The sequence below is a fragment of the Bacillus sp. TH30 genome (genome assembly GCF_016650875.1).
GTDB lineage: Bacteria > Bacillota > Bacilli > Bacillales > Bacillaceae_G > Bacillus_A > Bacillus_A mycoides.
The window spans coordinates 510,980-536,382 of the sequence record NZ_JAEKEY010000002.1; the positions used below are offsets into that span (position 1 = coordinate 510,980).

The 25,403-nt window shown below is 33.8% G+C and carries 29 protein-coding genes and 1 pseudogene; 7 read left to right on the forward strand and 23 right to left on the reverse strand.

Going from position 1 to position 25,403, the window contains the following annotated elements; translation table 11 throughout:
* Nucleotides 1-345: 345 nt before the first annotated feature.
* Nucleotides 346-1,500, reverse strand: coding sequence for a stage II sporulation protein SpoIIP (spoIIP, locus tag JFU20_RS04850; protein ID WP_002165928.1), 1,155 nt, complete (start codon nucleotides 1,498-1,500; stop codon nucleotides 346-348).
* Nucleotides 1,501-1,589: 89 nt separating this feature from the next.
* Here spoIIP and JFU20_RS04855 point away from each other — a divergent pair, with 89 nt between their 5' ends.
* Nucleotides 1,590-1,886, forward strand: coding sequence for a hypothetical protein (locus tag JFU20_RS04855; protein WP_002012463.1), 297 nt, complete (start codon nucleotides 1,590-1,592; stop codon nucleotides 1,884-1,886).
* 4 nt (nucleotides 1,887-1,890) lie between these two features.
* Nucleotides 1,891-2,196 (forward strand): permease, encoded by a 306-nt coding sequence (locus tag JFU20_RS30120; protein ID WP_079998953.1) that lies wholly within the window; start codon nucleotides 1,891-1,893, stop codon nucleotides 2,194-2,196.
* Here the strand turns inward: JFU20_RS30120 and JFU20_RS04860 are convergent.
* The 6 genes and pseudogenes from JFU20_RS04860 to JFU20_RS04885 form a co-directional block, all read right to left on the reverse strand.
* Nucleotides 2,169-2,735 (reverse strand): DUF1572 domain-containing protein, encoded by a 567-nt coding sequence (locus JFU20_RS04860; protein ID WP_002165929.1) that lies wholly within the window; start codon nucleotides 2,733-2,735, stop codon nucleotides 2,169-2,171. The two genes, JFU20_RS30120 and JFU20_RS04860, sit on opposite strands and share 28 nt — an antisense overlap.
* Nucleotides 2,716-3,045 (reverse strand): chaperone CsaA, encoded by a 330-nt coding sequence (gene csaA / locus JFU20_RS04865; protein ID WP_002012460.1) that lies wholly within the window; start codon nucleotides 3,043-3,045, stop codon nucleotides 2,716-2,718. The genes JFU20_RS04860 and csaA overlap by 20 nt, the downstream gene beginning before the upstream one ends.
* Nucleotides 3,046-3,111: 66 nt before the next feature.
* Nucleotides 3,112-4,449: a branched-chain amino acid transport system II carrier protein BrnQ4 gene (gene brnQ4 / locus JFU20_RS04870; RefSeq protein ID WP_394805361.1), complete on the reverse strand. Its 1,338-nt coding sequence runs from the start codon at nucleotides 4,447-4,449 to the stop codon at nucleotides 3,112-3,114.
* A 443-nt stretch (nucleotides 4,450-4,892) separates the two neighbouring features.
* Nucleotides 4,893-5,539: pseudogene (gene cbpA / locus JFU20_RS04875) on the reverse strand (cyclic di-AMP binding protein CbpA).
* 174 nt (nucleotides 5,540-5,713) lie between these two features.
* Nucleotides 5,714-6,358 carry an HXXEE domain-containing protein gene (locus JFU20_RS04880; RefSeq protein WP_002086041.1) on the reverse strand — a complete coding sequence of 215 codons (645 nt, stop codon included), beginning with the start codon at nucleotides 6,356-6,358 and terminating at the stop codon, nucleotides 5,714-5,716.
* An 8-nt stretch (nucleotides 6,359-6,366) separates the two neighbouring features.
* On the reverse strand, nucleotides 6,367-6,903 hold the full coding sequence (locus JFU20_RS04885) for a TetR/AcrR family transcriptional regulator (RefSeq protein ID WP_201038381.1): 537 nt from the start codon (nucleotides 6,901-6,903) through the stop codon (nucleotides 6,367-6,369).
* Nucleotides 6,904-7,303: 400 nt separating this feature from the next.
* On the opposite strand from JFU20_RS04885, the gene JFU20_RS04890 reads away from it, so the two are divergent.
* The 3 genes from JFU20_RS04890 (at nucleotide 7,304) to JFU20_RS04900 (ending at nucleotide 10,192) form a co-directional block, all read left to right on the forward strand.
* On the forward strand, nucleotides 7,304-8,191 hold the full coding sequence (locus JFU20_RS04890) for a hypothetical protein (RefSeq protein ID WP_002012455.1): 888 nt from the start codon (nucleotides 7,304-7,306) through the stop codon (nucleotides 8,189-8,191).
* Nucleotides 8,192-8,400: 209 nt separating this feature from the next.
* Nucleotides 8,401-9,708 (forward strand): hemolysin family protein, encoded by a 1,308-nt coding sequence (locus tag JFU20_RS04895; RefSeq protein ID WP_002012454.1) that lies wholly within the window; start codon nucleotides 8,401-8,403, stop codon nucleotides 9,706-9,708.
* A 1-nt stretch (nucleotide 9,709) separates the two neighbouring features.
* Nucleotides 9,710-10,192 carry a DUF456 domain-containing protein gene (locus JFU20_RS04900; protein WP_201038382.1) on the forward strand — a complete coding sequence of 161 codons (483 nt, stop codon included), beginning with the start codon at nucleotides 9,710-9,712 and terminating at the stop codon, nucleotides 10,190-10,192.
* A gap of 24 nt (nucleotides 10,193-10,216) precedes the next feature.
* Here JFU20_RS04900 and JFU20_RS04905 read toward each other — a convergent pair whose 3' ends face one another.
* The 4 genes from JFU20_RS04905 to cls all read right to left on the reverse strand — a co-directional run bounded on the left by JFU20_RS04905 (nucleotide 10,217) and on the right by cls (nucleotide 13,134).
* Nucleotides 10,217-10,837 (reverse strand): NAD(P)-dependent oxidoreductase, encoded by a 621-nt coding sequence (locus tag JFU20_RS04905; RefSeq protein WP_002165931.1) that lies wholly within the window; start codon nucleotides 10,835-10,837, stop codon nucleotides 10,217-10,219.
* A 238-nt stretch (nucleotides 10,838-11,075) separates the two neighbouring features.
* Nucleotides 11,076-11,255, reverse strand: a complete 180-nt coding sequence (locus JFU20_RS04910; RefSeq protein WP_002012451.1) for a hypothetical protein — start codon at nucleotides 11,253-11,255, stop codon at nucleotides 11,076-11,078.
* A 197-nt stretch (nucleotides 11,256-11,452) separates the two neighbouring features.
* A complete protein-coding gene (locus tag JFU20_RS04915) occupies nucleotides 11,453-11,917 on the reverse strand; it encodes a spore coat protein (protein WP_201038383.1) in 465 nt (154 codons plus the stop codon).
* A gap of 32 nt (nucleotides 11,918-11,949) precedes the next feature.
* Nucleotides 11,950-13,134, reverse strand: a complete 1,185-nt coding sequence (gene cls, locus JFU20_RS04920) for a cardiolipin synthase (RefSeq protein WP_002012449.1) — start codon at nucleotides 13,132-13,134, stop codon at nucleotides 11,950-11,952.
* Nucleotides 13,135-13,293: 159 nt separating this feature from the next.
* Here cls and JFU20_RS04925 point away from each other — a divergent pair, with 159 nt between their 5' ends.
* Nucleotides 13,294-13,380 (forward strand): YjcZ family sporulation protein, encoded by an 87-nt coding sequence (locus JFU20_RS04925; RefSeq protein WP_000505094.1) that lies wholly within the window; start codon nucleotides 13,294-13,296, stop codon nucleotides 13,378-13,380.
* A 129-nt stretch (nucleotides 13,381-13,509) separates the two neighbouring features.
* Here the strand turns inward: JFU20_RS04925 and JFU20_RS04930 are convergent, their stop codons facing one another.
* The 8 genes from JFU20_RS04930 to cotH form a co-directional block, all read right to left on the reverse strand.
* Nucleotides 13,510-14,016: an acyl-CoA thioesterase gene (locus JFU20_RS04930; protein WP_002012448.1), complete on the reverse strand. Its 507-nt coding sequence runs from the start codon at nucleotides 14,014-14,016 to the stop codon at nucleotides 13,510-13,512.
* Nucleotides 14,017-14,135: 119 nt separating this feature from the next.
* Nucleotides 14,136-15,005, reverse strand: a complete 870-nt coding sequence (locus JFU20_RS04935) for a TIGR03943 family putative permease subunit (protein ID WP_002012447.1) — start codon at nucleotides 15,003-15,005, stop codon at nucleotides 14,136-14,138.
* A gap of 3 nt (nucleotides 15,006-15,008) precedes the next feature.
* The gene (locus JFU20_RS04940; protein ID WP_002012446.1) at nucleotides 15,009-15,905 is read right to left on the reverse strand and encodes a permease; all 897 of its coding nucleotides are present in this window, start codon (nucleotides 15,903-15,905) and stop codon (nucleotides 15,009-15,011) included.
* Between the two features lie 198 nt (nucleotides 15,906-16,103).
* Nucleotides 16,104-17,045: a magnesium transporter CorA family protein gene (locus JFU20_RS04945; protein WP_000932392.1), complete on the reverse strand. Its 942-nt coding sequence runs from the start codon at nucleotides 17,043-17,045 to the stop codon at nucleotides 16,104-16,106.
* A gap of 184 nt (nucleotides 17,046-17,229) precedes the next feature.
* Nucleotides 17,230-18,609, reverse strand: coding sequence for a putative polysaccharide biosynthesis protein (locus JFU20_RS04950; protein ID WP_002012445.1), 1,380 nt, complete (start codon nucleotides 18,607-18,609; stop codon nucleotides 17,230-17,232).
* Between the two features lie 97 nt (nucleotides 18,610-18,706).
* On the reverse strand, nucleotides 18,707-19,309 hold the full coding sequence (uptA, locus tag JFU20_RS04955) for an undecaprenyl phosphate transporter UptA (protein ID WP_000881203.1): 603 nt from the start codon (nucleotides 19,307-19,309) through the stop codon (nucleotides 18,707-18,709).
* A 104-nt stretch (nucleotides 19,310-19,413) separates the two neighbouring features.
* Nucleotides 19,414-20,031, reverse strand: a complete 618-nt coding sequence (locus JFU20_RS04960) for an NUDIX hydrolase N-terminal domain-containing protein (RefSeq protein WP_002012444.1) — start codon at nucleotides 20,029-20,031, stop codon at nucleotides 19,414-19,416.
* Between the two features lie 105 nt (nucleotides 20,032-20,136).
* Nucleotides 20,137-21,213 carry a spore coat protein CotH gene (cotH, locus tag JFU20_RS04965; RefSeq protein ID WP_002165932.1) on the reverse strand — a complete coding sequence of 359 codons (1,077 nt, stop codon included), beginning with the start codon at nucleotides 21,211-21,213 and terminating at the stop codon, nucleotides 20,137-20,139.
* Between the two features lie 181 nt (nucleotides 21,214-21,394).
* Between cotH and exsB the strand changes: the two genes are divergently transcribed.
* Nucleotides 21,395-21,991: an exosporium protein ExsB gene (exsB, locus tag JFU20_RS04970; RefSeq protein ID WP_201038384.1), complete on the forward strand. Its 597-nt coding sequence runs from the start codon at nucleotides 21,395-21,397 to the stop codon at nucleotides 21,989-21,991.
* Between the two features lie 46 nt (nucleotides 21,992-22,037).
* On the opposite strand, the gene JFU20_RS04975 is transcribed toward exsB, so the two are convergent.
* From JFU20_RS04975 to JFU20_RS04990, 4 genes are read right to left on the reverse strand one after another with little or no spacing between them, the layout of a single operon-like run.
* Nucleotides 22,038-22,649, reverse strand: coding sequence for a phosphoserine phosphatase 1 (locus JFU20_RS04975; RefSeq protein ID WP_002012438.1), 612 nt, complete (start codon nucleotides 22,647-22,649; stop codon nucleotides 22,038-22,040).
* Nucleotides 22,650-22,659: 10 nt separating this feature from the next.
* Nucleotides 22,660-23,205, reverse strand: coding sequence for a short-chain dehydrogenase (locus JFU20_RS04980; protein WP_002012437.1), 546 nt, complete (start codon nucleotides 23,203-23,205; stop codon nucleotides 22,660-22,662).
* A gap of 12 nt (nucleotides 23,206-23,217) precedes the next feature.
* Complete coding sequence (gene fosB, locus JFU20_RS04985) at nucleotides 23,218-23,634, reverse strand: FosBx1 family fosfomycin resistance bacillithiol transferase (RefSeq protein WP_002165933.1); 417 nt, start codon at nucleotides 23,632-23,634, stop codon at nucleotides 23,218-23,220.
* 58 nt (nucleotides 23,635-23,692) lie between these two features.
* A complete protein-coding gene (locus JFU20_RS04990; protein WP_002165934.1) occupies nucleotides 23,693-25,354 on the reverse strand; it encodes a peptide ABC transporter substrate-binding protein in 1,662 nt (553 codons plus the stop codon).
* Nucleotides 25,355-25,403 lie beyond the last annotated feature (49 nt).

The window sequence follows — 25,403 nt, forward strand, 5'->3', positions numbered from 1 at the left end:
TTGATCCCCTACCCATTCTGTTAGTTAAAAATTTTCCTTGTAAAAAGATTTTCTCCACTATTCCGAAAATTCCTTTTTAAATTTCTTACTATAAATAGACAAATTTCGATATCAATATAATAATAGGGAATTTTGTCTATAATGTGACATTTATTTCTACCTATAGATTATGAACAAACAAACAAACAAACAAATAAATAAATAAATAAATAAATAAATAAATAAATAAATAAATAAATAAATAAACGTAAGCTTCTTGCTTACGTTTATCCCGTATTAACGGGTAGCCTGATTCGTAAGGGATACTAATCAGTAGGATGAGCACTCACCGATCAAATTTTCGCTTTATCCATTCACTTTTTCAGCTTGCCAAAAATATTCTCCAAATGCTTTAGCAAGAACATCAATCGATCTATTTAATTCTTCCTCTGTATTATCTACACCACCAACTTCAATTAAAATCGCCTGTCCTGATAAGTCTTGATTATAGACTCCATTTCCTGTTTGGAACCCTTTTTGAATTACACCACGGCTCACTCCTGGATATTTCTTATTAATTTCCTCATGAAGAGCTGTTGCTAATTGTAAGTTCTTTTCATAATTTTTATTTCCTTTCCCAATTACAAAAGCAAGCTTTGCATATGATTTATCTCCAATTGTTTTTGTCGTGACATTTTTCCGTGCACTATCACGGTGCAAATCGAAAAAATATTGGAGTTCTTTATTACTAGCCATCGCTTCTTGTACAATTTCTCGTGACAGTTTATAAGAACTATTACTATTTAATCCTTTACTTATTAATTTTTGACCAACATCAGTTTTATCGTTAGCAGCACCGATCCCTTCACTTTCTAACTGTTCTCGCAATCGATCGCCAACTATTGAAATATTCGTTACAGAACTCGTTGCTTTATTCGGATTTGGATCATTCGTTAAGTTGAGTAACGGCAAATAAGATTCCCAGCTATGTGAATGATAAATCAATGCAACTTGTCTTTTTCCCGTCGTTTGAGATGGTTGTTTCTTCTCTTTATTCGGATCAGGCTTAGGAACTTGTCCAGCTTCTCCAGTCCGTTCCTTCACTACTTCTTCAAGAGGCACACTCGATTCTATCGGTAAGTTGGAATAGTTTGTTCCTTCACCTGCTATAACGATTTCTGTATCATATTTCCCAAATCCCGGAAGTTCTTTCCCGACAAAACTACGTACATCATCAAAACGAATATTCGTAGCCATCGAAAAGAGGAATGAAGAAATAGAAAAGTCTTGATTCAAATTCCGGTACTCCTGTGTAAAATAATGATTCTCCTTCCCAATAACGTACATGTAACCATTCATTGATAACTCATTTAACCAATTATATAAATACGTTGACTTTGTCTCTTTCATGGAAGTTACCATTACACTAATAAGAAAGAAAGTCGCTAATACCGTAGTAATAATAAATATAATTAACTTGCGTACATTTGTTAATTTCACGTAAAAAAAGCCTCGATTCATACTATCACCCTCTCTATTTCAAGTTATGTACAAGCTCTAGAGAATAGACCGCTTAAATTCCGGCTATATTGTTAATGAGGTGAAATGAATTGAAGCTACTAATAGGAACATTACCAATCGTCTTATCATTTATTTTTTATTTGTTTGCTTTACATCCTAAAATTCGTATTGTGCTACATATTTCCGCATACTTAGCACTGTATGTACTCGGGACAATTATTTCTATTAATATATATGATGTTTTAATACAAAATTTAGTTTTCATGACAAGCATTCATGGAATTTTACTGAATCCATTTTTCCTTATTGCAGGAGCGTATATAGGAACATACACTTTATACTTACTTTTGTCTTACATTATTACAAATATAAAAAATGGAGCGTAATGAAATGCAACCACCGTTCATCTGTCATAAATGTAAAAAAAGAATAACGAGAAGGAAAGATCTTATTACCTCTACATGGCATTTCCGCTTTTATTTGTTTCACAACACTTGTTTCAAAAATCAGCAATTATTTGTCTCACGTTTTATTCCTATAAATACACTCTTTGGTTTCTTTCTTATTATATATGGGCTTATTGCTGGCAGCATTCTAATGTTCACGGAGCCCTCTATCAATTGGCTTATTTTTTTGCTTCCTATTTTATATCGGTTTCTTTCCTATTATTACGTTGAACGTTTTTTCTGTAAATAACTAGTAGATTGACCTCTAGGAATGCTTAAACACTCCCATTCATTTTCTTTTAACATTTTACCAATGTAAATGATTTGTCCAATATGTAAAGCATAATGAGAAATTTGCCTTTCGATCGCTTGCATGACAGTGTGTTCTTCTCCGCGAATGTATACTTTCTGCAAAATCTGCTCTGCTGTTAAAGTATCCATCGTTTTAAAGACATACTCCCACCCTTCTTGCCACGCAGCAAGCGCTTCTTGTTTTGAATTGTACCCACCTTCAAATTCACCATCTCGGTTACGATCTATTTTTTCGCCATCAGACGTTAAAAATTCCGTCCATCTTGAACGCATATTACCATGTAAATGTTTAATAATAATCGCGATACTATTTGTCTCTTCATAAGCAGACCACATTATCTGTTCATAAGATAATTGAGAAAGTACACGTTCTCCTTGTTTTTGTGTTGCCTTGAAATTCGAAATGGCACATTGTAAATATTCTCGTCCGATATCCATGTTTACCCCTACCTTCACACTAACTAATTTTCGTTCCATTTGGCAATTCCATATTAGGCTGAAGCAACACAACATCACCAGCTTCAGGAACTCCACCTAATACAAGCACTTCCGATTTAAATCCAGCTACACGCTTTGGCGGAAAATTTACAACAGCAACAATTTGCTGACCGATTAAGTCTTCTGGATTATATCTCTTCGTAATTTGAGCACTTGACTGCTTGACCCCAAGCTCCCCAAAATCAATTTCTAGTTTAATCGCTGGCACTCTCGCTTCTTTAAATTCCTCTGCATGTGTTACAGTTCCAATTCTTACATCAAAAGTTAAAAAATCTTCAAAATTAGCCATTTTATCATTCCTCCCAATTATTACTTAGACAAAATACAAAAATCCCCTTTAAAAAAAGAAAGGCGCCTAAGCACCTTTCTTTTGTAATTCACTTAATTCATTTGATTTATAGAAGAAGAAACCGAGAATCCCGCCAATACATGATGGGATTAGCCATCCTATTCCTTCTTTATATAATGGTAACATTTGTAGCACATTAGAAATCGCATCAATTTTAATGTTCGCACTTTCTAAACCGTTAAAGAAACTAATTAACAACGCACCTAAAATAGCTCCAATATATATTGTATTACGCTTCCCTATCCATTTATGGAAATATGAAAGAACGATTAATACAATTGCAACTGGATAAATGATCATTAACACTGGTAATGTTACTGTGATTAATTGTGTTAACCCTAGGTTAGATACAATTAAACTAAATACACATACCATAGTTACAATCGTTTTATGCGAAAGTTTTGGGAATAAGTTTGTAAAGAAGCCAGCACACGCAGATGTTAATCCAACAGAAGTTGTTAAACAAGCGAGTATAATAACAAGTCCTAATAAAATTTTACCACTTGTTCCATATAACTCATTTACAACATTCGTTAAAATAAGTCCACCATTCTCTGAGATCCCAAGTGATGTACTTGTTGAACCAAGATAAGCAAGTGATAAATAGATTAACGTTAAACCAAGTACAGCAATAATACCTGATACAATTGTTATTTTTGCAACTTGACTACTCTCTTTTATCCCTTTAGAGCGGATAACTTGTACAACGACAATTCCAAATACGAGCGCGCTAATTGCATCCATCGTTAAATATCCTTGAATAAATCCACCAAAGAAAGCATTTTCTTTGTATGCCGCTAGCGGTGCAGCTGGTTCTCCAATTGGATCAATAATTGCTTTTCCGACAATAACAGCAACAATCAATACTAACAATGGTGTAAGAAATTTCCCGAACCAATCCACTAATTTAGATGGATTTAATGATAAATACCACGTTATTCCGAAGAAAATTATAGTGAAAAGAAATAGCATGTACCACTCAGAAACCAATGCCTCTGATAAAAATGGCTTCATACCCATTTCAAATGAAACGGCTCCAGTACGCGGAATTGCGAAAAATGGTCCAATCGCTAAATAACTAATCAATGGGAAAATAAACGCAAATATAGGGTGAACTCTAGAAGATAGCGCTTTCAAGTCCCCCTCTACAAACGCGACAGCTGTCACAGCTAATAGGGGTAATCCGACTCCCGTTACAAGGAACCCGATTGTAGCAACCCAAACATTCTCTCCAGCTTGTTGCCCTAAAACTGGTGGGAAAATTAAATTTCCTGCTCCTAAAAATAGTGCAAATAACATTAAACCAATTGCTACTGTATCACCTGGCCTTAAACGTCCCTTCATAATTTTCATTTGCATAGCACCTTTTCAGTGTTTATCTCTCTTTTCACAATATGCTATGCATCCTCCTCTCTGCTCAAGATGATAAAATATGCCCCTTACAAAGCAATGTCTTTCTCCATAATTTCTCCATTCCCCTTATTCTTACTCTAATTATTAATTTTTGATTTTTTTGAATATTCAAGTCATTAGAGTGTTATAACGTGGAGTTTAGTTGTCAGACCTCTTTGTTTTTATCACACATATAGTAACATATTTGGCTGAAAAATAAAAACATATTTTTAAATAGAATTTTTTGAAAATCAAAATTATCCACACATACCTCCTTTATTTATTTTATTACACAAATTTTTTTAGAAATTTACGATTTTTACATTTTATTATATTTGAATATTTTTATACAAAAGAAAGTAAAAGCCATCAAAAAATAAGATGGCTTTTACTTGTTAGTCTATCGTTTCAACTTCACGTGGATTATTCATCTCTTCAACATACACAACTCTAAATCCATGATCTTCTAAATCCTTTAGCAATGTTTCTAATTCACTATCTTCAAACTCTTCTCCCAATGTAAACATTATTCTACGTACTAATAAAGCATCATTATCAAAAGTCATTAAGCTTTGAATACCAGTGTATTTCTTTAGCACTGTCGATAATTTTTGAATGGCCCCATTATAATCTTGTGTTCCAATCATGACAGAATATTTACTAGAATGGACTCCCCATGCATCTTCTAATAACTCAAAAACTTTTTTATGCGTTAAAATCCCCAGGAAAACTCCTTTTTCATCAACTACTGATAAATAAGGTAATTTTTTTATTGTAAAAAATACTTTAAAGAACGAAGAATCTTCTCTCACATATCCTTCTTTATCATTTAATATTTGTACTACACTCTCTTCAAGTGAACCTTTATATTCTAAAATATCTACTTTATATATATTCCCTAAGTATTTCTCTTTTTTTCATCTAAAACTGGTACACAACGATACCCAGTTTTATTTAAATGCTCCAGTGCTTCCCCTATCGTAATTGAACTTGAGCAAAATAACACTTCCCTTTTCGGCACATAATTTCCTTTAATCCTCATAAACAGCCTCCTTATGTTAAAATACTTTCTGTGCCATAACTATATTATATTTTCAGAAAAAAATAAATATATTATTTTATTTTTCTGAAAATTATTCATTTTTCCGTCATAATTTATTCATGAATCATTCACTTGTACTCTCTTCAGCATCAAAAATCCCTTCTGAATTCTGGATCACTTTACTGCATCATTGTACGGACCTAATTGCTTTTTAGAAAAACAATGATTTGTCTCCTTACTTTTCATTAACATATTTCCTTTTATAATTAAAAAATAGGTTGCTACTAGAAAATAGATCAGCCCTAATATCCAATCCAAATTTGTAGCTAGATTGTGTAAAAGAACATATCTCATATATGCATAACCAATCGGAACATGTAGTAATACAACCGCACCTAATCCCGGATTGTATATTGTTTTAGCTTTTATATTTGCAAAAATACCATGCCATATGAATTGAAAAAACCCCATTAAAATAGGTGCCATCCCAAGCCATATTATATTTTGGAAGAAAACCGGAAGTAAATAAAAAACATACGCAATCAAAATATTTATTACCATAGCAGATTGCGTATTTAATGGATAGCGATCTGGTATATCACTTTTAAATATAACTACATTAAACAGACCAGCGAAATAACCTGGCCAACGATACTCTTCAAATTGATGCACTAAAATGGCTACAAAACTTAACGCTAACAGTACTTTTATTTCACTTATTTCTCCCAAATTCGCGACTAAACAAACAACGACAACAATAGCCACAACTAACCCTATATCATACCAATGCTTTCTAAAGAAACTAACCATCTCTATCACCCACTATCTCAATTTTTATAAAAATAGCGTTCAAATAGGAAATCAATCTGTTTTTCTATAGGCAGTACTCTTATATCTGCTCCTGATTCAAGAATTGGCATCATTAATGCTGGAAGAAAAATGGATCCAAATATTTGCACTGTCATCATCATTAAAATTTCCTGATCCGCTTCATTTGTTATTTCGCTCAAAATATTCTTCACTTTACTAAAACCTAGCCTCTTCAAAAAATCTCCATATTCGTATTGAGATGTAAATACCGTAGTTCCCATTGCAATAATCTTCCTGACTAACTCAGGATATTGCCGAATTACTAGTACATAATCAAATAAAAATATTTTTAATCTTTCTTTCGCTGGTACTGTAATATCATCTAAAATAGAAAAAGTGCCTTGGAAGCTAATTAACAAAACTTTAATCGCCTCACTAATCAACTTTTCTTTTGAACCAAAATGGTAATTTACAAGCGCAATATTTACATCTGACAATGATGCAATTTTCCTTATCGTTACCCTTTCAAAACCTTCGTTTTTAATTAACTCCAAGGTTGTATTTAAAATCTTTTCTTTCGTTGATATGTTTTCATTTCCCCCAACTTATCTCCCCCTCTAGAATTTATCGATTAAACAATGATTTAAACACTGTTTAACTTTATGGTATCACTTTCCAATTTGAAAAATCAATTTAATCCTTTCGACATTTACCTACATTTCTTTTCATTCATCCCATACAAAAAACGTGAAAATACTAAACTGTTCACGTTTTTTGTATGGATGCTGTTATATACCCTCTCCTGCTTTATATCCCACACATAAAATAAATTTCTAAAAATAATTTAAAACTATCCATATACCAATAGGTAAAGAAAAATATATTGTAACTTCCCCTGAAAAAAGCTAAAATAAGAATAAGAATTTTCTGAATATTCTAAGAGTAGGTGATTGTATGTCCTTATTGCGCTCACATATATGTAAATTTATAGCCGGTGTTTTGATTATTTTTGTCATAAGTCCCCTTCCAGCATTATTCATTACACATAATTACTCCTACTTAACTGGATTTGTAAGCATTTTTCATAATTTAGCACAGCCTTCTTCCATTTCAATTCCCACAATTGATTGGATGCATGAGCCTATCCTTTTCTCAGCAAATCAGCTTGTACATACACAAAATATACTACATACCTCTAACCATTCGTCACCACTGTTCCCCTACATATGGGAAATATATTTTTTATCAATCGTTCGTTTCACATTCACTCTTGTAATCGGTTTCTTTATAAGTCTAGGAATTGGCCATCTATTTTTAAAAGCACCAAACTCATTAAAAAAGTGTAGTTCTTTATTTCGCTGGATACCGTATTCTTTTGGCACTGTGATATTACAATGTTCAGTCCTATTATCACTTCTCTACATATCTAAATTCATAAAGTTTCCTTTCTTCTCTTCTTTTATCATCGTATGTAGCACTTCTATGATAATCGTTATGCAAGCAATTAAAAAATGGCTACCGTTCTTAAATACTACTAATGAATACGAAATAAAAAATTCATCTTTCCTTGTTGATACGTTATTTATTGCGCTTACTTCCAATCATAAATCTATTTTGAGTTCCATTATTCTTTCATTCGTTTTTATGGAATGTATTTTTCATACAAACGGACTATTACAATTTATCGTCCAATTTGGTAGAAATGCACCTATAGTTGTCACAATTGGTTTATTACTACTTTATATTCCATATAGCATCTTATCGTTTCTCCAAGCTTTATGGACAACAAACCACTCTAAACAAAACACGTATACTTTAACTAGAAGTATTTCGAAACCATAACATAGAATAACCGTCTACTTAAATTAAAAGTAGACGGTTATTCCTATTATATAGAGGACAAAATAACAGCAAATTAAAAAACTACTATAGAAACCTACCATTATTTACCCATTTCCTTTGACTAATCTTTTCATTTGGATTTATTATAAAAGTATAACATAATTACAGGAGGTGACATCTTTATTCCAAATTAGGAATAAAGAACACACTTGGACATATTAAATATTTTTCTCATCTTTATACTTATCCTTATTTCTGGTTTTTTTGTTGCTTCAGAATTCGCTGTCGTAAAAGTACGAAAAAGTCGAATTGACCAGCTTGCTAATGAAGGTAATAAACAAGCATTAGCTGCAAGAAGCGTTTTATCTAACTTAGACGTTTATTTATCCGCTTGTCAGCTTGGCATTACTATCACCTCTTTAGGACTTGGTTGGCTTGGTGAACCAACTGTGGAACATTTACTGCGACCACTATTTGAAAAAATCAATATTACTGGAACAATGGCTAACACGTTATCCTTTATTATTGCTTTTAGTGTGATTACTTTTTTCCATGTTGTATTAGGCGAGTTAGTTCCTAAGTCTTTCGCAATCCAAAAAGCTGAAGCAATCACATTAAAATTTGCAAAACCACTTATTTTATTTGATAAAATTATGTATCCGTTCATTTGGCTTCTCAATAGTGCAGCTATATTTTTCACAAAATCACTCGGTTTAGAGCCTGCGAAAGAAAATGAACTTGCCCATTCCGAAGAAGAACTACGACTCATTTTAGGTGAAAGCTATAAAAGCGGCGAAATTAATCAAACCGAATATAAATATGTAAATAATATTTTTGAATTTGATGATCGTGTTGCTAAAGAAATTATGGTACCTAGAACTGAAATGGTTTGTTTATCTACTGAAAATACGTTAGAAGAAAATATGAAAATCGTTGCAACTGAAAAGTATACACGTTATCCTATTATTGAAAAGGATAAAGATGATATTATCGGAATGATAAATACGAAAGAGATTTTTCATAATCAAACAAAAGGCATTTACAAACCACTTGATGCTTACATACATCCTGTTTTAACTGTATTTGAAACAGTTCCCATTCGTAAAACGTTAATACACCTCCAAAAGAACCGCGTACAGATGGCGATTGTTATGGATGAATACGGCGGAACTGCTGGCCTTTTAACGATGGAAGATATTCTTGAAGAAATTATCGGAGAAATTCAAGATGAATTTGACGCAGACGAATCACCAATGATTGAAAAGCGTACTCCTAGGCTTACTGTTTTAGATGGGAAAGTACTCATTTCTGAAGTAAATGATATGTTTGGCCTACATATCGATGAAAGTGATTTAGATACAATTGGTGGTTGGCTTCTCTCTCAATCAATTGATTTAAATATTGAGGCTGGCTATTCAGTTGAATATGATGGTTTTCAATTTAAAGCATTAGAACTTGATGGGCATCAAATTAAAAAGATTGCTGTACATAAATTAGATACTACAAAGGAGTTATAAAGTGACTGTTTTACTAACAATTTGTATCATTGCTTGTTTCATTGTTTCATTTCTTGCCTTTATATACCCCATTATCCCTGGCATCCTTGCCGTATGGGCTGGCTATTTCATTTATCATTTTGGAATAAACGGCGGAGAGTTAACGACAGCTTTTTGGATTATTCAAGTCATTTTTACACTCTTCATTTTCGTTGCTGACTTTATTGCAAATGGATACTTCCTAAAAAAATACGGAAGTACAAAATCGGGCGAACGTGTTGGTATGGTTTCTATCATTGTCGGATCGTTCTTCTTCCCACCATTCGGGCTTATTATCATACCGTTCTTATCTGTATTTATTACGGAACTAATGCATAAAAAGGCGCCAAAAGACGCCCTTTTAGTCGGAATTGCAACTGTTGTCGGTTTTTTAAGTAGTACAGTAGCGAAAGCAATTCTCCAAATCATTATGATTATCATCTTTGTATGCTATATCATTTTTTAGCCATCCCTATTTTGGGATGGTTTTTTAATATGAAATACCTACTCGGCTTTTCTCGTATAAGCTTTTATTACGTAAACTCCATGTAAACTGAGCTGTATCACCAACTGTGATTTTCGATCCATCTGTTGGCAACATATCTTGTTCAGTTCGATATACACCGGTTACATCACCATCTATTAAATGCGTCGGACAAACAACAGTCCAACATAGTTTACTATTATTCAGCGCTTCATAAGCAGCTAAATGATCTTCCGCAGCTGTTGTCATTTTTCTTTTCGATTCTTTTGATTGGAAACGATATATACTTGGGTGTGTTCGTGCTTGTAAAATACCAGCAGTTCCTATTGTAACAATTTTCTTTATGCCCTCTTCTTCCATTTGCTTTATAATAATCGGTAAACTCTTCTCTAACGTCCCATTCCGATCAGTTCCAAGAGCACTAATTACAATATCACATCCTTTAATCGCTTCCTTTATATCATTTCCGTTTAACACATTTCCCTCTATAATATGTAACCTTTCATGCTCTGTTTCCACTCTACTCAAATCACGAACTAATACCGTCACTTCATATGAATCATGTAATGCTAATTTCATAATGTGTGATCCTACTCTACCTGTCGCTCCTAATATACATACTTTCATATATTATCCCCTCTTCCATTCTTTCTCTCTATTTTTCCGCAAAACTTACAAATACGCAACAAAAAAGCTCCCTCATATATGTGAGGAAGCTCTATTATCCATTTATCCCGCATTAACGGGCAGTAAATTCGGCGAATGCGAGGAAATTAGGCGGGAGATAACTGCTCGTAAATGCCCGATTGGTGTGGGCTAATAATCAGTGGGGATGGACAAAATCCCCACTGATTAAAGTTTCACTTTATTTCTTTTCTTTCGAATCAGAAGATTTTTCTGTTCCACTTGTTTCTTTATCTTTCTTTTCATCTTGCTGCGAAGTTGTGTCATCCTCTTTCTTTTTATCCTCATCTTTACTACAACCTACCATTAATAAAGAACTTGCAAGTGCCATAGCAGCTAATGACTTAACCCATTTGTTCATTTGCGTTTCCTCCCTTTGATAGAATATGTACAACCCCATATTACTCTTTATTTTTAAAGGAAAGATTTAAAAACAGTAAAGATATTGTAAACTTTTGTAAATACTCTGATAACACAACTGGTTTGTCTCAATTCTTCTAATTGAGCCTTTCATTAGACATAAAAAAACTAAGACGCCTTTCATTCCGTCTTAGTTTTTCACGCAAACTTCTCACTTTCATTTTCATATAAATGTTTAATTTTATATTCCTTCTTCACAACATATTGCCAAACACTATAAGCATAACGATTCATTTTCACAAAACAAATTTCCAAGAAAGAACGAAACTCTGGGTTCGCAACTTCCACTGCAACTTGAGCAAACTTTAATGCTAATCGCTTCAAATGTGAAATATAACAAATAGCAATCCCAATATCCCCTGTATACTCATTATCTGTTTCCCTATCCATTTCAGTAAATTCCGGCCACATTTGTTTATAAGTTATATGTTGTATATTTTCTCCTTCTTGAAAATTCACTTGTTCATTATATGCTTGTAACATATACGGCAAATGATGCTGTAATATATCCTTTAATTCTTCATCTCGAACCTTGCTCGTGTATTCTCCAACTTTATATATAAGTGTGTAACTATATGTCATCAATTCTTTCATACAATCCATTAAAGCGCCTCCCTTCCTATTTCATCTCTATACTATAAATATGATGCGATAACATTTGATATTCTTGCTAGAAACCAATCCCATCTACTAATTTCCTCAAAATCTTCTTCAGAAAATCGTTTTGATTTATGAAAGTCTTCTTTTAATCGACTCCATACGTCAGCAACGACTGTCTTATCATATATGAAACAGTTAGATTCGTTATTTAAGTAAAAACTTCTATTATCAAAATTTGCTGTACCAATATCAACCATTTCCTCATCGATGATTGTTACCTTCCCATGAAAAAATCCATTTCGATATTGATAAATCTCCGCTCCAGCATCTAACATGTCTTTCAAATAAGGATAGGCAGCCTGTTTTAGCAATACTGCATCACTTTTAAATGGGACGAGGATTTTTACATGGACACCACGATTTAATGCATCTTTCAGCCCCTTCACCATTTCTTTACTCGGTACAAAATATGGTGTAGCGATAATTAAAGAATGTTTTGCCTTCTTTAAAAACGCTCCATACTCCTTCCATAAACCTTTTCCATTCGAAAATACGTATTGATATTTTACATTTCCTTGTACAGGTAACTCTTGGTGTATAGGAAACTTTTCTCCCGTATCTTCTTGCCAATCTTCCGCAAACTTCCGTTCCATATCAGTAGCTCCATTCCCTTCGATGCGTACATGATAATCACGCCACGGACCAAATTTAGGATCCTGTCCAAGATATTCCTTTCCAATATTGAAGCCACCAATGTACGAAACTTTCCCATCTATAGTAACAATGCGTCTATGATTACGTTGATGCAAAGAATAAAATAAGTTTTTTAATTTAGGTTTTTTACTAAATGTAAACTTCACGCCTTTTTCTTTTAATTGATTAATTATCTTTTTCTTAAGCTTATATCCGCCAATGCGGTCTACTGACAATTTCACATCTACTCCGCTAGATGCTTTTTTCTCTAATAACTGTAAGAACTTTTGGCTTACTTCATCTTTTCCTACAATATAAAAATGAATATACACATTCTTTTCTGCACGATTTATATCCTCAAATAAACTTTTATATAACTCATCACCGTTCGTATATACTTGAAAATCCCCTGATCGGATTTTTTCTAATTCATATCCACTAGCCATTTTCTTCCCCATTTCCACATCAACGTTCATCCATATGAATACACCTATAAAACAAATTATTACAATAAAAAAGCGCTTCATGGATACGTTCCTTTCTCTAACTACTGTTATTCCTATATCTTTCCTTTTTTAAAACATTATCATACAAAAAATATGTCATTGCATGATATACGTCCATATCAAACAGGAGCTCATCTGCATATTGTATGTTGTATCTTAAAATAAAAGGAGGAAATAACAATGGGCTTCGCACATGGTAATGGATTTGCGCTACTAGTCGTATTATTTATCCTCTTAATTATCGTCGGTGCTGCTTGCTTCTGCTAAGCAGTTATTGTAGTACGATATGAGGATGAAAAAACTATAAAAGCGGACACCTATTTTTAGGTGTCCGCTTTTCATTTCAAAAATCTCCTAACCTATTACAAAATAGTACCACTAGGAAAGTATTTTATATCAAAAAGTTAGCAGTGTAGCTACCTTCTTACTCTCTGCCTTACGAATATGGCGCTGTTCTGCACGTAACACAGCAATTCGATGCAATTCTTTCTCCTCTTCTGTCTCAGGGATAACACGCGGTACAGGAACTGGATTATTCTCCTTACTAAGCGCAACAAAAGTAACGAATGAAGTTGCTGCTACACGTTTTTTACCTGAAATTAAATCTTCTGCTACTACTTTCACAAATATCTCCATAGAAGTTCTTCCCGTCCAAATTACGAAAGATTCATAACTAACACAATCTGAAGAACGTACTGGATGTAAGAAATCTACCCAATCCATAGACGCTGTGACACATTCCATTCTCGAGTGTCTCGTTGCTGAAATTGAAGCAACCATATCCATCTCCGCCAATATCTTTCCACCAAATAGCGTGTTATGATCATTTAAATCCGTTGGAAATACTCGACTCGTTTTAAACACCCTTGATTCATTAGCTGTTTTACCCTTTACTTCAGTCATTGTTATCACCCCTTTAATTATTTATCCCTAATATCCCAATATACACTACATCTCATGAACTACACGTTTAATATTAACAATTTTTAGAACTTTTAGTCCACAAAAAAGAACCGATTTTATCAATCGGCTCCTCTAAACACATATTGTTCTTTCGGCTGTTCAACTTTATTCCATTTCGTTACCTCTAACACTGGAATATTCGCATGAAACGGCTGATAAAATTCAGTTGAAATTTCTCCCTCTATCTGAATCCAATCATCATTTTTCCACTCTACCCCTTCTGGTTTTTTAACTAACATACCATATACACCCGAATCCGCAACACAATGTATAATGCCGAAACGGAATAAGAAATATTGTTCCTTTTTAGAAGAATCATCTCGGAAAACAAATCCTTTATAAGACAGGGTTTTACCAGTAAATTCACCAGGATAATTATAAATTGTCTCCATACCCTTTAAGAAATCTTCATCTTTTAAAGTGATATTATCTTTCGTAACAAACTCTTTCTTCCCTTTTTCCATTACACCACGATATCCTTCTTTCCCGTAATAAATACTCGTGTCAGGTCTTAGAAATTGTCTTGTCATAAATGGATCTTTACTTTCTGCTTGCGCTACTGGAAAATGGAATCCCTTCGCCTTAACAATATCGGAATCTAATGTTGCAATTGGGAAAAACAATCCTGTAATGATTGGAAAACAGAATAACGTATAAGAAAACACTTTTTTCCACCATGTATTCTCATCTTTCGAATGATCATGCCCACAATGACTATGATCACAACTACAATCATGTTTCTCTTTTTCCTTTTGGTGCTCTTTTTGGAAAACGATAATAATTTGTACAATCGTTAAGAAACCTAAAATAATAGCAGCAGTTTTTGATAAATAGGCGTACTTCATATTTATATACTTCGTAATGTTACCGGAAATATGAAGCTGTCCAATTAAAATTGTAAAGCCTAATAATATATATGCTCGAAACATAACCTACCACCCCATCGCATAAATGAGTAGTGAGCTTGCATAAACAACAAGGGTAACTGTAACCGTCACAACAATTACAAATTTTGTTTTAAATGTCGCAAGCATCATAAACATATTTTTAATATCCACCATCGGTCCATATACGAGAAACGCGACAAGTGACGCTGTTGAAAATGTACTTTGGAACGAAGAAGCAATAAATGCATCCGCCTCTGAACAAAGTGATAAAATGAAAGCAAGTCCCATCATTACAGCTGATGAAGAAAACGGACCTTGTCCTATAGCAAGCAATGTTGAAGTTTGTACAAACGTTTGAACTGCAGCAGCAATTAACGCACCTAATACTAAATATTTTCCCATCGAGAAAAATTCCTCAACAGCATGCGTACATACATCCCACATTTTTTTACGTAATGGACGCTTATGATTCACTTCTGGGAAGTGATCATCTCGTAATTGATGTTCTTTAAACATAAATGATAATATAATTCCAACGATAATTGCTACGATAATCGCTACAATAGAACGATACCATACCATGTGCATACTACTTCCAAAGGCAACGTATGTTGCAAATAATACGACTGGATTAATGATTGGTCCAGTTAACATAAATGCAATCCCGGCATAGGGCGGAACCCCTTTTCCGATTAATCGCCTTACAATCGGAACGATTCCACATTCACAGCCCGGAAACATCATCCCTAAAAAAGTAGCCATTAAAACAGACAGAAATCGATTTTTCGGCATCCATTTTGCTACCATATCTTCTGTTACAAACATTTGAATGAATCCTGAAATAAATACACCAATGAGCACAAAAGGAAGTGCTTCGATCAATATGGAGATAAAAATTGTATTCATTTGCAGGAATGCTTTCGGTAATTGAAACAATTCCATGATGTATTTCCTCCAACTTTTCATTAACAATATGTAATTTTAACCTCATTTTATGAATTGGACAAGACTTATACGGAATTCACCCCTTTCATATACATTACATTTTATAAGTTATATTCTATTCAAAATTTAGGATTTCATAGCAAAAAAGCTGCTCTAGCGCAGTTACACAACTATGCTAGAGCAGCTTTCTTCTCGTTAAAAGTAACGTTTCTTCCAAAAAACAAACGCTAATGTGAAAGATAGTGTTACACATATTATGAGTACAATTACAAAACCATGTGCTTCCCCTTCAAATGGAACCTTTACGTTCATTCCAAAGAAACTAGAAACCATCGTTGGTAACGATAAAATGATTGTAATAGACGTTAACAGTTTCATAACACTATTTAAATTATTTGATATAACGGAGCTAAAAGTATTCATCATTCCACTTAAAATGTGACTATATATTTCCGCCATTTCAATAGCCTGCTTATTTTCAATTAATACATCTTCTAGTAAATCTTGATCGTCTTCATACATTTTTAAAAATGTACTGTTACGCATTAATTTTTGAATTACAATTTTATTCGCCTTTAATGATGTTGTAAAGTAAACTAAACTTTTTTCAAGGCCTAGCAATGTAAAAATTTCTTTATTTTTCATCGACTTATTTAATTGGTGCTCTAAATCGATTGTTTTTCTGTTAATTTGCTTTAAGTATCTTAAATAATAAGTAGAAATCGTATATAAGAGCTGAAGTGCAAAGCGTGTCTTTTTAAACGTATAAAATTCTTTAATACGTTGATTAATAAAACGTTCAAAAATTGGGTTTTCTTCTAAACAAATTGTCACAAAGCAATCTGGCATTACAATCATACCTATTGGAATCGTGTCATAAATCGAATTTCCTTCTTCATCATGTCTAACTGTTGGAATATCCACGATTATTAAAGTATTATTGTCTTCCTTTTCAATACGAGAGCGTTCTTCATCATCTAAAGGGTCTTTAATGAAATCTAAGTCTACATTTAAAGTTTGTACTAGATATTGAATTTCTTCTTCCGTTGGATGAAGTACATTAATCCAGCAACCCTTTTGCATTTCCTCAACCTCTTGTAGTTTTCCGTTTCGGTCTGTTAAATAAATATTTAACATACTATCACCCCGATTCTTTTTACATGTAGGAATCTACCTCTCTTACATAACAGTTTTTGAACCGCCATTCTCAGCATATGAAACATACGTTTAAATTTCAATAGAAAAATTATTTTGAAAACGTTTTTATAAGAAAAATATTCTAAACAAAGAAAAAGACAGAGTGCTCTCTGCCTTAAAAAGCTTATGTTGCCTTTATAACATATTTAGAAAGCATCCACAAGTTAAAGCCAACTGAAATCGTATAGCCAGCGTATGTTGAAATGATAAAACTTACATAATCAAAATACGGTAGCAATACAATATTTAAAACTATCTTCACAGTTATTCCGATTACTAATCCTAGCACTGTTTTCTGTTGTTGATTAATTCCTTGTAACATGGCAGCGGTTACTGTAAATAGTGAGAATAGTATACAAGCAGGAGCATAGTACTGCAAAATAATACTGCCCATCTCCGGATCATTTCCAGCACCAAATAAAAGAGTATACACTGGTTTTGCTAAAATCATCATTCCAATCGCCGCCGGTACGGTAATTCCTACCACTAATAAATTTGTCCTTGTAAAGTGTTTATACAGTAGCTTCTCATTTCCCGCTGTATAAGCTTTCGTCATCTCAGGTACAAGGGACATACTAAAAGCTGTTGCAACAGAAACCGGGATAAGTACAACCATCTGAACAAGGCCAATAATCGCATTAACCTTTTCTGCTTCTCCTTGCATATATCCTACTTGTATAAGTAGCTTATTAATTGTAAATGTATCAATCGTCTGATATAACGGAATCGCTAATCCAACTACAACGAAAGGAATAGAATATGTAAACAGTTCTCTATACAACGAAAAAAAAGTTTTCGTCGTTTGTGGTATACTGGCAATCTCTTTTTTCTTTAAATGTTTTCTCCTTCTTATATAATACGCACTTAAAACACTTAATCCACCTAGTGCTCCCATAAATGCTCCAAACGTTGAAATACCAACTGCCAACGAAACAGAAGCTTTTATAACATATAAAACGACAAAGCTTCCTATCAAAATAGTTAAGACCCGAAAAAATTGCTCTACAACTACACTGAGCGCAGAAGGTCCCATAGATTGAAAACCTTGAAAGAAACCACGTAACAAGCTCATTACAGGAACGAGTATTAACGCAAAACTTACAATTTGAATATTGTGCGTGACAGCTACCACACTATTCCCCGACTGATCATTTCCATCAATCACAAGTTTAGCTAAATGTGGTGCTAACATATATAATGCTAAACAAGAAATAACGCCCATAATGACCATAAAAACGATACCACTCTTTAGCACTCTCTTAACAGTGTGATAATCATTGAGTTGATCATATTTTGAAACCATTTTTGAAACGGCAAGTGGCAATCCCATCGTTGCAATACTAAGCATAATTGTATAAGGACGGTATGCATACGTATATAATACGTACCCACTCGTACCCACCATTGCTGTAAATGGTATAACATATATAAACCCTAACATTTTAGATATCATCGTTGCCATCGTTAAAAATATCGTTCCACGTATAAACGGTGACCCTTTCATCACATTCCTCCGCTACGCTTTATTATTACACATTATGGACAACTCCTTTTTTTTAGAACCGAAACAAATAAAAAAAGCCAATGAAAAATCATTGACTTTAACGCGCTGCTTTTTTCTTTTTTAAATACTTTAAACCGAAGTATAGAGCAACAAAGAGAACAGCTCCTATAATTATGTAATGTGTGTAATCAGATGCATACTCTTTAATGTGTCGCCAATTTCCACCAAGCTTTTCACCTAAGTATATAAATAGTATTGACCATGGAATAATCGCAACTACTGTATATAGTGTAAATAGTTTTAACGGCATTTTAGCTAACCCTGCTGGAATAGAGATTGCATGACGTACTACTGGGATAAAGCGTGCAGAAAAGATTACTCCTGCTCCGTAACGCTTAAACCAACCTTCCGCTATGTCTAAATGGTGTTTATTAATAAGTAGATATTTCCCATATTTCTCTACAACCGGACGCCCTCCGTAATATCCAAGCCAGTATAAAAAGATTTGGGCTAAAGTACCACCAATAGTTCCGGCGATAACTGCACCGACAAAACTAATTTTACCATCCGCTACTAAAAATCCAGCATACGAAAGTACAATTTCACTCGGGATAATTTCAATCATTAAAGCTAGTGCTACTCCAAAGTAACCTAAGCTTGCAAAAAATTGCAATAACTGATCTATTATGCTTGCTAACATTTTATTTTCTATCTCCTTTTTTCTTCACATACCATCCCATTATTACATAAAGGTTGCATTCTGCCAATATCTTCATTTCAACAATATCATCGGCATAAGCATTATTAATCTATTAATGTTTCTTTTTGAGGTTCTTTCATGTAGGCAAACATTTCTTTAATTTGCTCTTCTGTATTTCTAGCAATCGATAAATTAGGCAATTCATTCTCACAAAAAAACTCCACATCTTCTGTTTCAATACTAGTTTTCTTTTCGCCACCAATAATCTTACAGCCAATAAAAATTTTATATACATGTGTTGCTGAAGGCGATGGTTGATGTTTTTCTTTATCAAATATAGCGAGTAGCTTAAAATCATCTACTTCATAGCCCGTCTCCTCTAAAACTTCTTTTGCCGCTACTTCTGTCGGCGTATAACCAATATCAGCCCATCCACCTGGCAATGCCCATTTCCCATCACTTTTTTCTTTCACAAATAATAACTTTTCATTTTGAAAAACGACTGCTCTTATATCAACTTTAGGTGTTTGATAGCCTGTCCCACTTGCAAATAACTTCTCTACAACTTCCCAATCTGTCTTTGTGTAATGTGACATCATCGAGATGGAAATATCCCGTAATTGTTGGAAACGCTCTATATCATACACATCCTTAGAATACGTTAAACCCGCTTGAGCTATAGATTGTATTTGTTTTACCCAATCAATCCACTTGACCGTCATGTTTCCACATCTCCATTCTTTATTAAGTAAATATTACGTCAATTCAATCGATACATCTTTATTATACAAAAAAAGAGATTGATAATGTTCCAATCTCTTTCAAAATTAATCCAATTCATGTAAGTGGTCTTGTATATACTTCCTTCTTTTATTTATATATTCATCAATCATATCAGCTTCTTGATCAAATGTTTCTAATTTTCCTTTCATATATGGATCTTGTAGTAAATATGGACGAATCGATTCACACAAACCTTCTACTTTCGGCATCATAAACGAAACGGTAAATTGTTCTTCTAATATTTCTTCTAAAATACTTCGGTATTGTTTTCTAAATACAGGTATATCTAACAATCTTGCACTTAACGTATTATAACCTTGAATACGAATATATTCATGATTAAGTGGTCTCCCTTGTACATCTCGCCCCCAAGTCGCATCATAATCCCACGGTATCACTTCAAATAAATTTGTCTCATCGTTATGATATAGTGCATAGTTATGAACGAAGCCATCAAAGTTTTGCGTAAAAATAACTCCAGCTAACCATCGTAAATATTTATCTACATGTAGAAACTTCCCGATTTCTTTTTCATAATCTTCCCTCGACAAAGTATTCGCTTGAAATACAAATTCACTCAGTTGTTCTTCACTATTTTTATTCGAATATTTAAATTCATAACCCACAAAGAGCTCTGTCTTAACATCTTTATCTCGCTCACTCATTAACGAAAAATTCGCATCATCATCTATCGCATAATAAATAGAACCACTCGGTAGCCCTCTATTTTTCAAAAAGTTTTCATCAACTGATTCTAACTGTAAATACACACCTTGAATTTGACCATTAATTTTTATAAATACATGTTGTGATTTTGGCGAAAGTACACCAATATCATGAAAAAAATCTAAAGATAATTTATTTCGTATGAGAGACGGATCCATAAACTCAGAATTCAAATGAAACTCTTTCGCGCCTTGAAATTTTTTCGGTTTATAAAACATAACATGATAAGATTTTTTCTCAAATTCGCGAATATGAGCCCCTCGGTATACGATATCAATGTCATACTTCTTTTTTCCATAAGTTAATTTTGCTGGCACTGGACTATCTGACCAAATGTCCTTTTTCAATTCCACTAAGTACATTGGATGAACAAAAAAATCATATGAAGGCAGCATGTTTTCTCATCCCTTCTCAGTTCTCTTCATTCAATGTATGCGCCTTGTCTTGTCCATACATCCGCTATCATCTATTTATATAAAATTACACTCTTGTCCTGTTCAGAAAGAAGTCGAATCTCATATCATGTTAAGGAAAAAGAATACCTTTTCAATTTAACACTCGATAAGGAGGATTTCTATGAAACGTGATATTAGAAAAGCTGTTGAAGAAATCAAAAGTGCTGGTATGGAGGATTTCTTACACCAAGATCCAAGTACTTTTGAGTGCGATGATGATAAATTCTCTCATCATAAATGTACAACAGGGCGTAAATGTACAACAGGGCGTAAATGTACAACAGGGCGTAAATGTCCAAGAACAAGATGTACTCGCGTAAAACATTGTACTTTCGTTACAAAATGTACTCATGTTAAAAAATGGACGTTTGTTACGAAATGCACTCGTGTGCGCGTTCAAAAATGGACGTTCGTTACAAAAGTGACGCGTAGAAAAGAATGCGTTTTAGTTACAAAACGTACTCGCAGAAAGCATTGTACGTTCGTTACAAAATGCATACGCTTTGAAAAGAAATTTTTCTGGACAAAACGAAGTTTCTGTAAAAAATGTGAATTCTTCCCTCACGGACACGGTAGCTCTTGCGATGATGATTGTGATCATGGTAAAGACTGTCACGATGACGGGCACAAATGGAATGATTGCAGAGACGGACATAAGTTCCCATCTTGCAAAAACAAGAAATTCGATCACTTCTGGTATAAAAAACGTAATTGCTAGTTTTTTATGTCCACCAAAAAAGGTCGCTTTGCGACCTTTTTTACGTTTACTGAAAATGACTTATATCTGCAAATTGTTTTACTTTACCACGGTTTTCATCAAATTCAATCACACTAAGGCTCGCGCTATGCATAAATGGCTCTTCCCATACATGTTCAATTTCAAAACCTGCAAAATGCCCTACGAGTAATTTCGCTGCTGCAGCATGAGTAACTATTAAAATATTTTCTCCTTTATGCTTTTCTAAAAGAAAGTGTATCCCTTCAATTACTCTTTTATGAACGGCCGCAAAGTTTTCCCCTGATGTTGACTGAAAAAGATGTGGTTCATTCCAAAATAAATGTACTTCTTCTGGATATTGCATTTCCAAGTCAGCAATTGTTTGCCCTTCCCATATCCCCATGTTTATTTCATAGAAACGTTCATCTTCTATAATTGGCAGATCGCGTTCCCCTTTAATCAATTCAGCAGTATGAAGCGTTCTTTCGCTTGGACTACTATATATGGCATGGAGTGGTAAATCCTTCATACGCTCCCCTAATTGTTTCGCTTGTATCATACCATTCTCTGTTAATGCTGAATTTTTCCGTCCTTGCATCCGCCCTGCTACATTCCATTCTGTCTCACCGTGCCTTGTTACATATACCGTTGTCTTCATTTCAGCCCCCTTACCATTTTGGCCGCGATTCCCACGGCTCTACTCTCCCTACAATCCATTCTGTGCATTTACTTTCAATTCCTTTTATAACTCCGTCAGCAATCTCTTCATGAGTAAGCCATCTTGCATATGTATCTTCTAAAATAAACCCTAATATAATTCTATAATAACTACATAATGTCCCACCTATTTTTTGTGACTTCGTACGCGATGCACTACTACCTAATATATGAAATAAACTATACTTTTCCGATGACAATTCAACTTCATTACAAATGAGTCGTAATGCATGCTTTGCACTAGAGTGTATCCAGGCAACAACTAATGTTATTGGACCATTTTGTTCAATTGTATTTGTAATAGATTGCTTTACATCATCGTCATTTTGATAATCTAAAGGAAGGCACGTAATATTTCCCGGTACAGAACTCACTTGCTTAACATTTTCCAATTTCGTACTATCTCGTCCAATAATAGAAACATGAAACCCTTGATCACAAAGCCACATAGAAACTTTCTTTAGCATTCCTGTTCCACCAATTACAAGCGCATGCAACTTCTTCCCCCCTTAGTAAAATGTCATATGAGGTTTCTCATCTCTATAATAATTTAGACGGTCTTGTAACGTCCCTGAATGAAACTCAAATTTATGACCATCAGGATCAACAAAATATATAGACTCACAATCTCTCACATCACGCTCTCTTCCTTGTAAAATATGAACATTATTTTCTTCTAACCGATGTAACAGGCGTTCAAAATCTTTTTGTTCAACAGAAAATGCGAGGTGCGTATAAGATTGATGAATCTCCTTTCTCGGAATATGTGTTTCTTCATTAAGCGCTATCCATACTCCACATATATTAAAATATGCAAGTTTTCTCCCCTTGACTAATAATTCTCCTTCCAATACTTTCTCGTAAAATGTAATAGAGTTTTCTAAATTGGACACTGAAAAACAAAGATGATTGATTCCCTTTAACAACTCTAATTCCTCCTATACAAATAAAAGATGAGCGAAAATTCACTCATCTTTTATTATACTATTTCTTTGTAATATATGCCCATTTATAACTGAAGTCTCCACCAAACGTATGGTTAGCGATACCTTTTACATATGTCTTCTCTAAATAAGCCGTACTTTGCTGATACGTAGGAGAGATTGCAGCATCTTGACCAATTAAGATTTTTTCAGCTTCTGCAAGTGCTTTCCAGCGTGCTGCGTCATCTTTTAGTAGTTCTCCTTTTGATTTTGCTACTAAATCATCGTACTTCGGATTTGAATAATCCATTTCATTAAATGAGCTTCCAGTAACGAACATATCAATATATGTCATTGGGTCTGGATAATCTGGACTCCATGCAGATAATGAGAATTCATATTCAAATTTCTTTTCTAAATCTAACTTCTGCTTATATGGTTGTTGCTTCAGATTCACTTTAATACCAGGTAAGTTTTTCTCTAATTCTTCTTTAATAAAGTCGCCCACTTTTTTACGACTACCGTTATCATCATTTAGTAATTCTACTGTAATTGTATCTTGACCAAGTTCTTTCTTCGCTTCTTCCCACAGTTTTTTTGCTTTCGCAGCATTATCTTTACTGTCACGGAAATTTTTATTTACAGTACGGAAGTCTTTTCCATCTGGTCCTGTCGTAAACTTTTCAGGTACTAAGAAATACGCCGGCAATGATCCATCATTCAAAATTACATCCGCAATTCCTTTTTTATCGTACGCTAAATCAATCGCCTCACGAACCTTTTGATTTTTAAACGTTGCATTTTTTTGATTAAAACGTAGGAAATACATACGTGGGTCTAGCTTCGTTTTAAATTCATCTGGTTTATTCTTTTTATATTTGTCTACAAACTCAGAACTTAAAATGACACGATCTGCTTGATCACTATCATATAAATTTACCCCAGTACTTGTCTCTTTTACTATACCCACATTAATTTCTTGTAATTTTACAGCATCTTTATCCCAATAATTTGGGTTTTTCTTTAACTGGTAACTTTGTTCATGTTTCCATTCACTCATTGTAAATGGTCCATTGTACAATAATTTATCTGCTTCTAATCCGTATTTATCCCCTTGTCCTTTTACATACTTTTCATTTAATGGGAAGAATGTAGGGAACGAAGTAAGCTCAAGGAAATAAGGTGCTGGTTGCTCTAATTCTACTACCAACGTTTTATCATCCTTCGCTTTAACACCTAATTGATCCGACGGTACTTCTCCTTTATTTACTTTCTGTGCATTTTTCACATCAAATAAAATAAATGCATATTCTGCTGCTATTGCTTTATCTAATGTACGTTGCCATGCATATACAAAATCTTGTGCTCGAACTGGATCACCATTTGACCATTTTGCATCACGTAATTCAAATGTATATGTCTTTTTATCTTCACTAATCTTCACGTCTTTGGCCATACCTGGAGTTGGTTTATTATCTTTATCTAGACGATATAATCCTTCCATTGCATTTACAAATACACGGAAAGATACAGAATCTGTTGATTTAGATGTATCCATTGAAGGAATTTCAGCTGTTTCTAGCAAATTTAAAACTTGTTTATCTGCCATTCCCTTACTTGATTCTTTCTTCGTTGTCGAAGCCTTCTCCCCATTCCCACATCCCGCAACCAGTACACTAGCCGATAATGCAACTGCAGCAATCGTTGTTACCTTTCTCTTCATTCTTCCTTCCCCCAATCTATATGTATAAGTTAAAACTTGTATAATATAT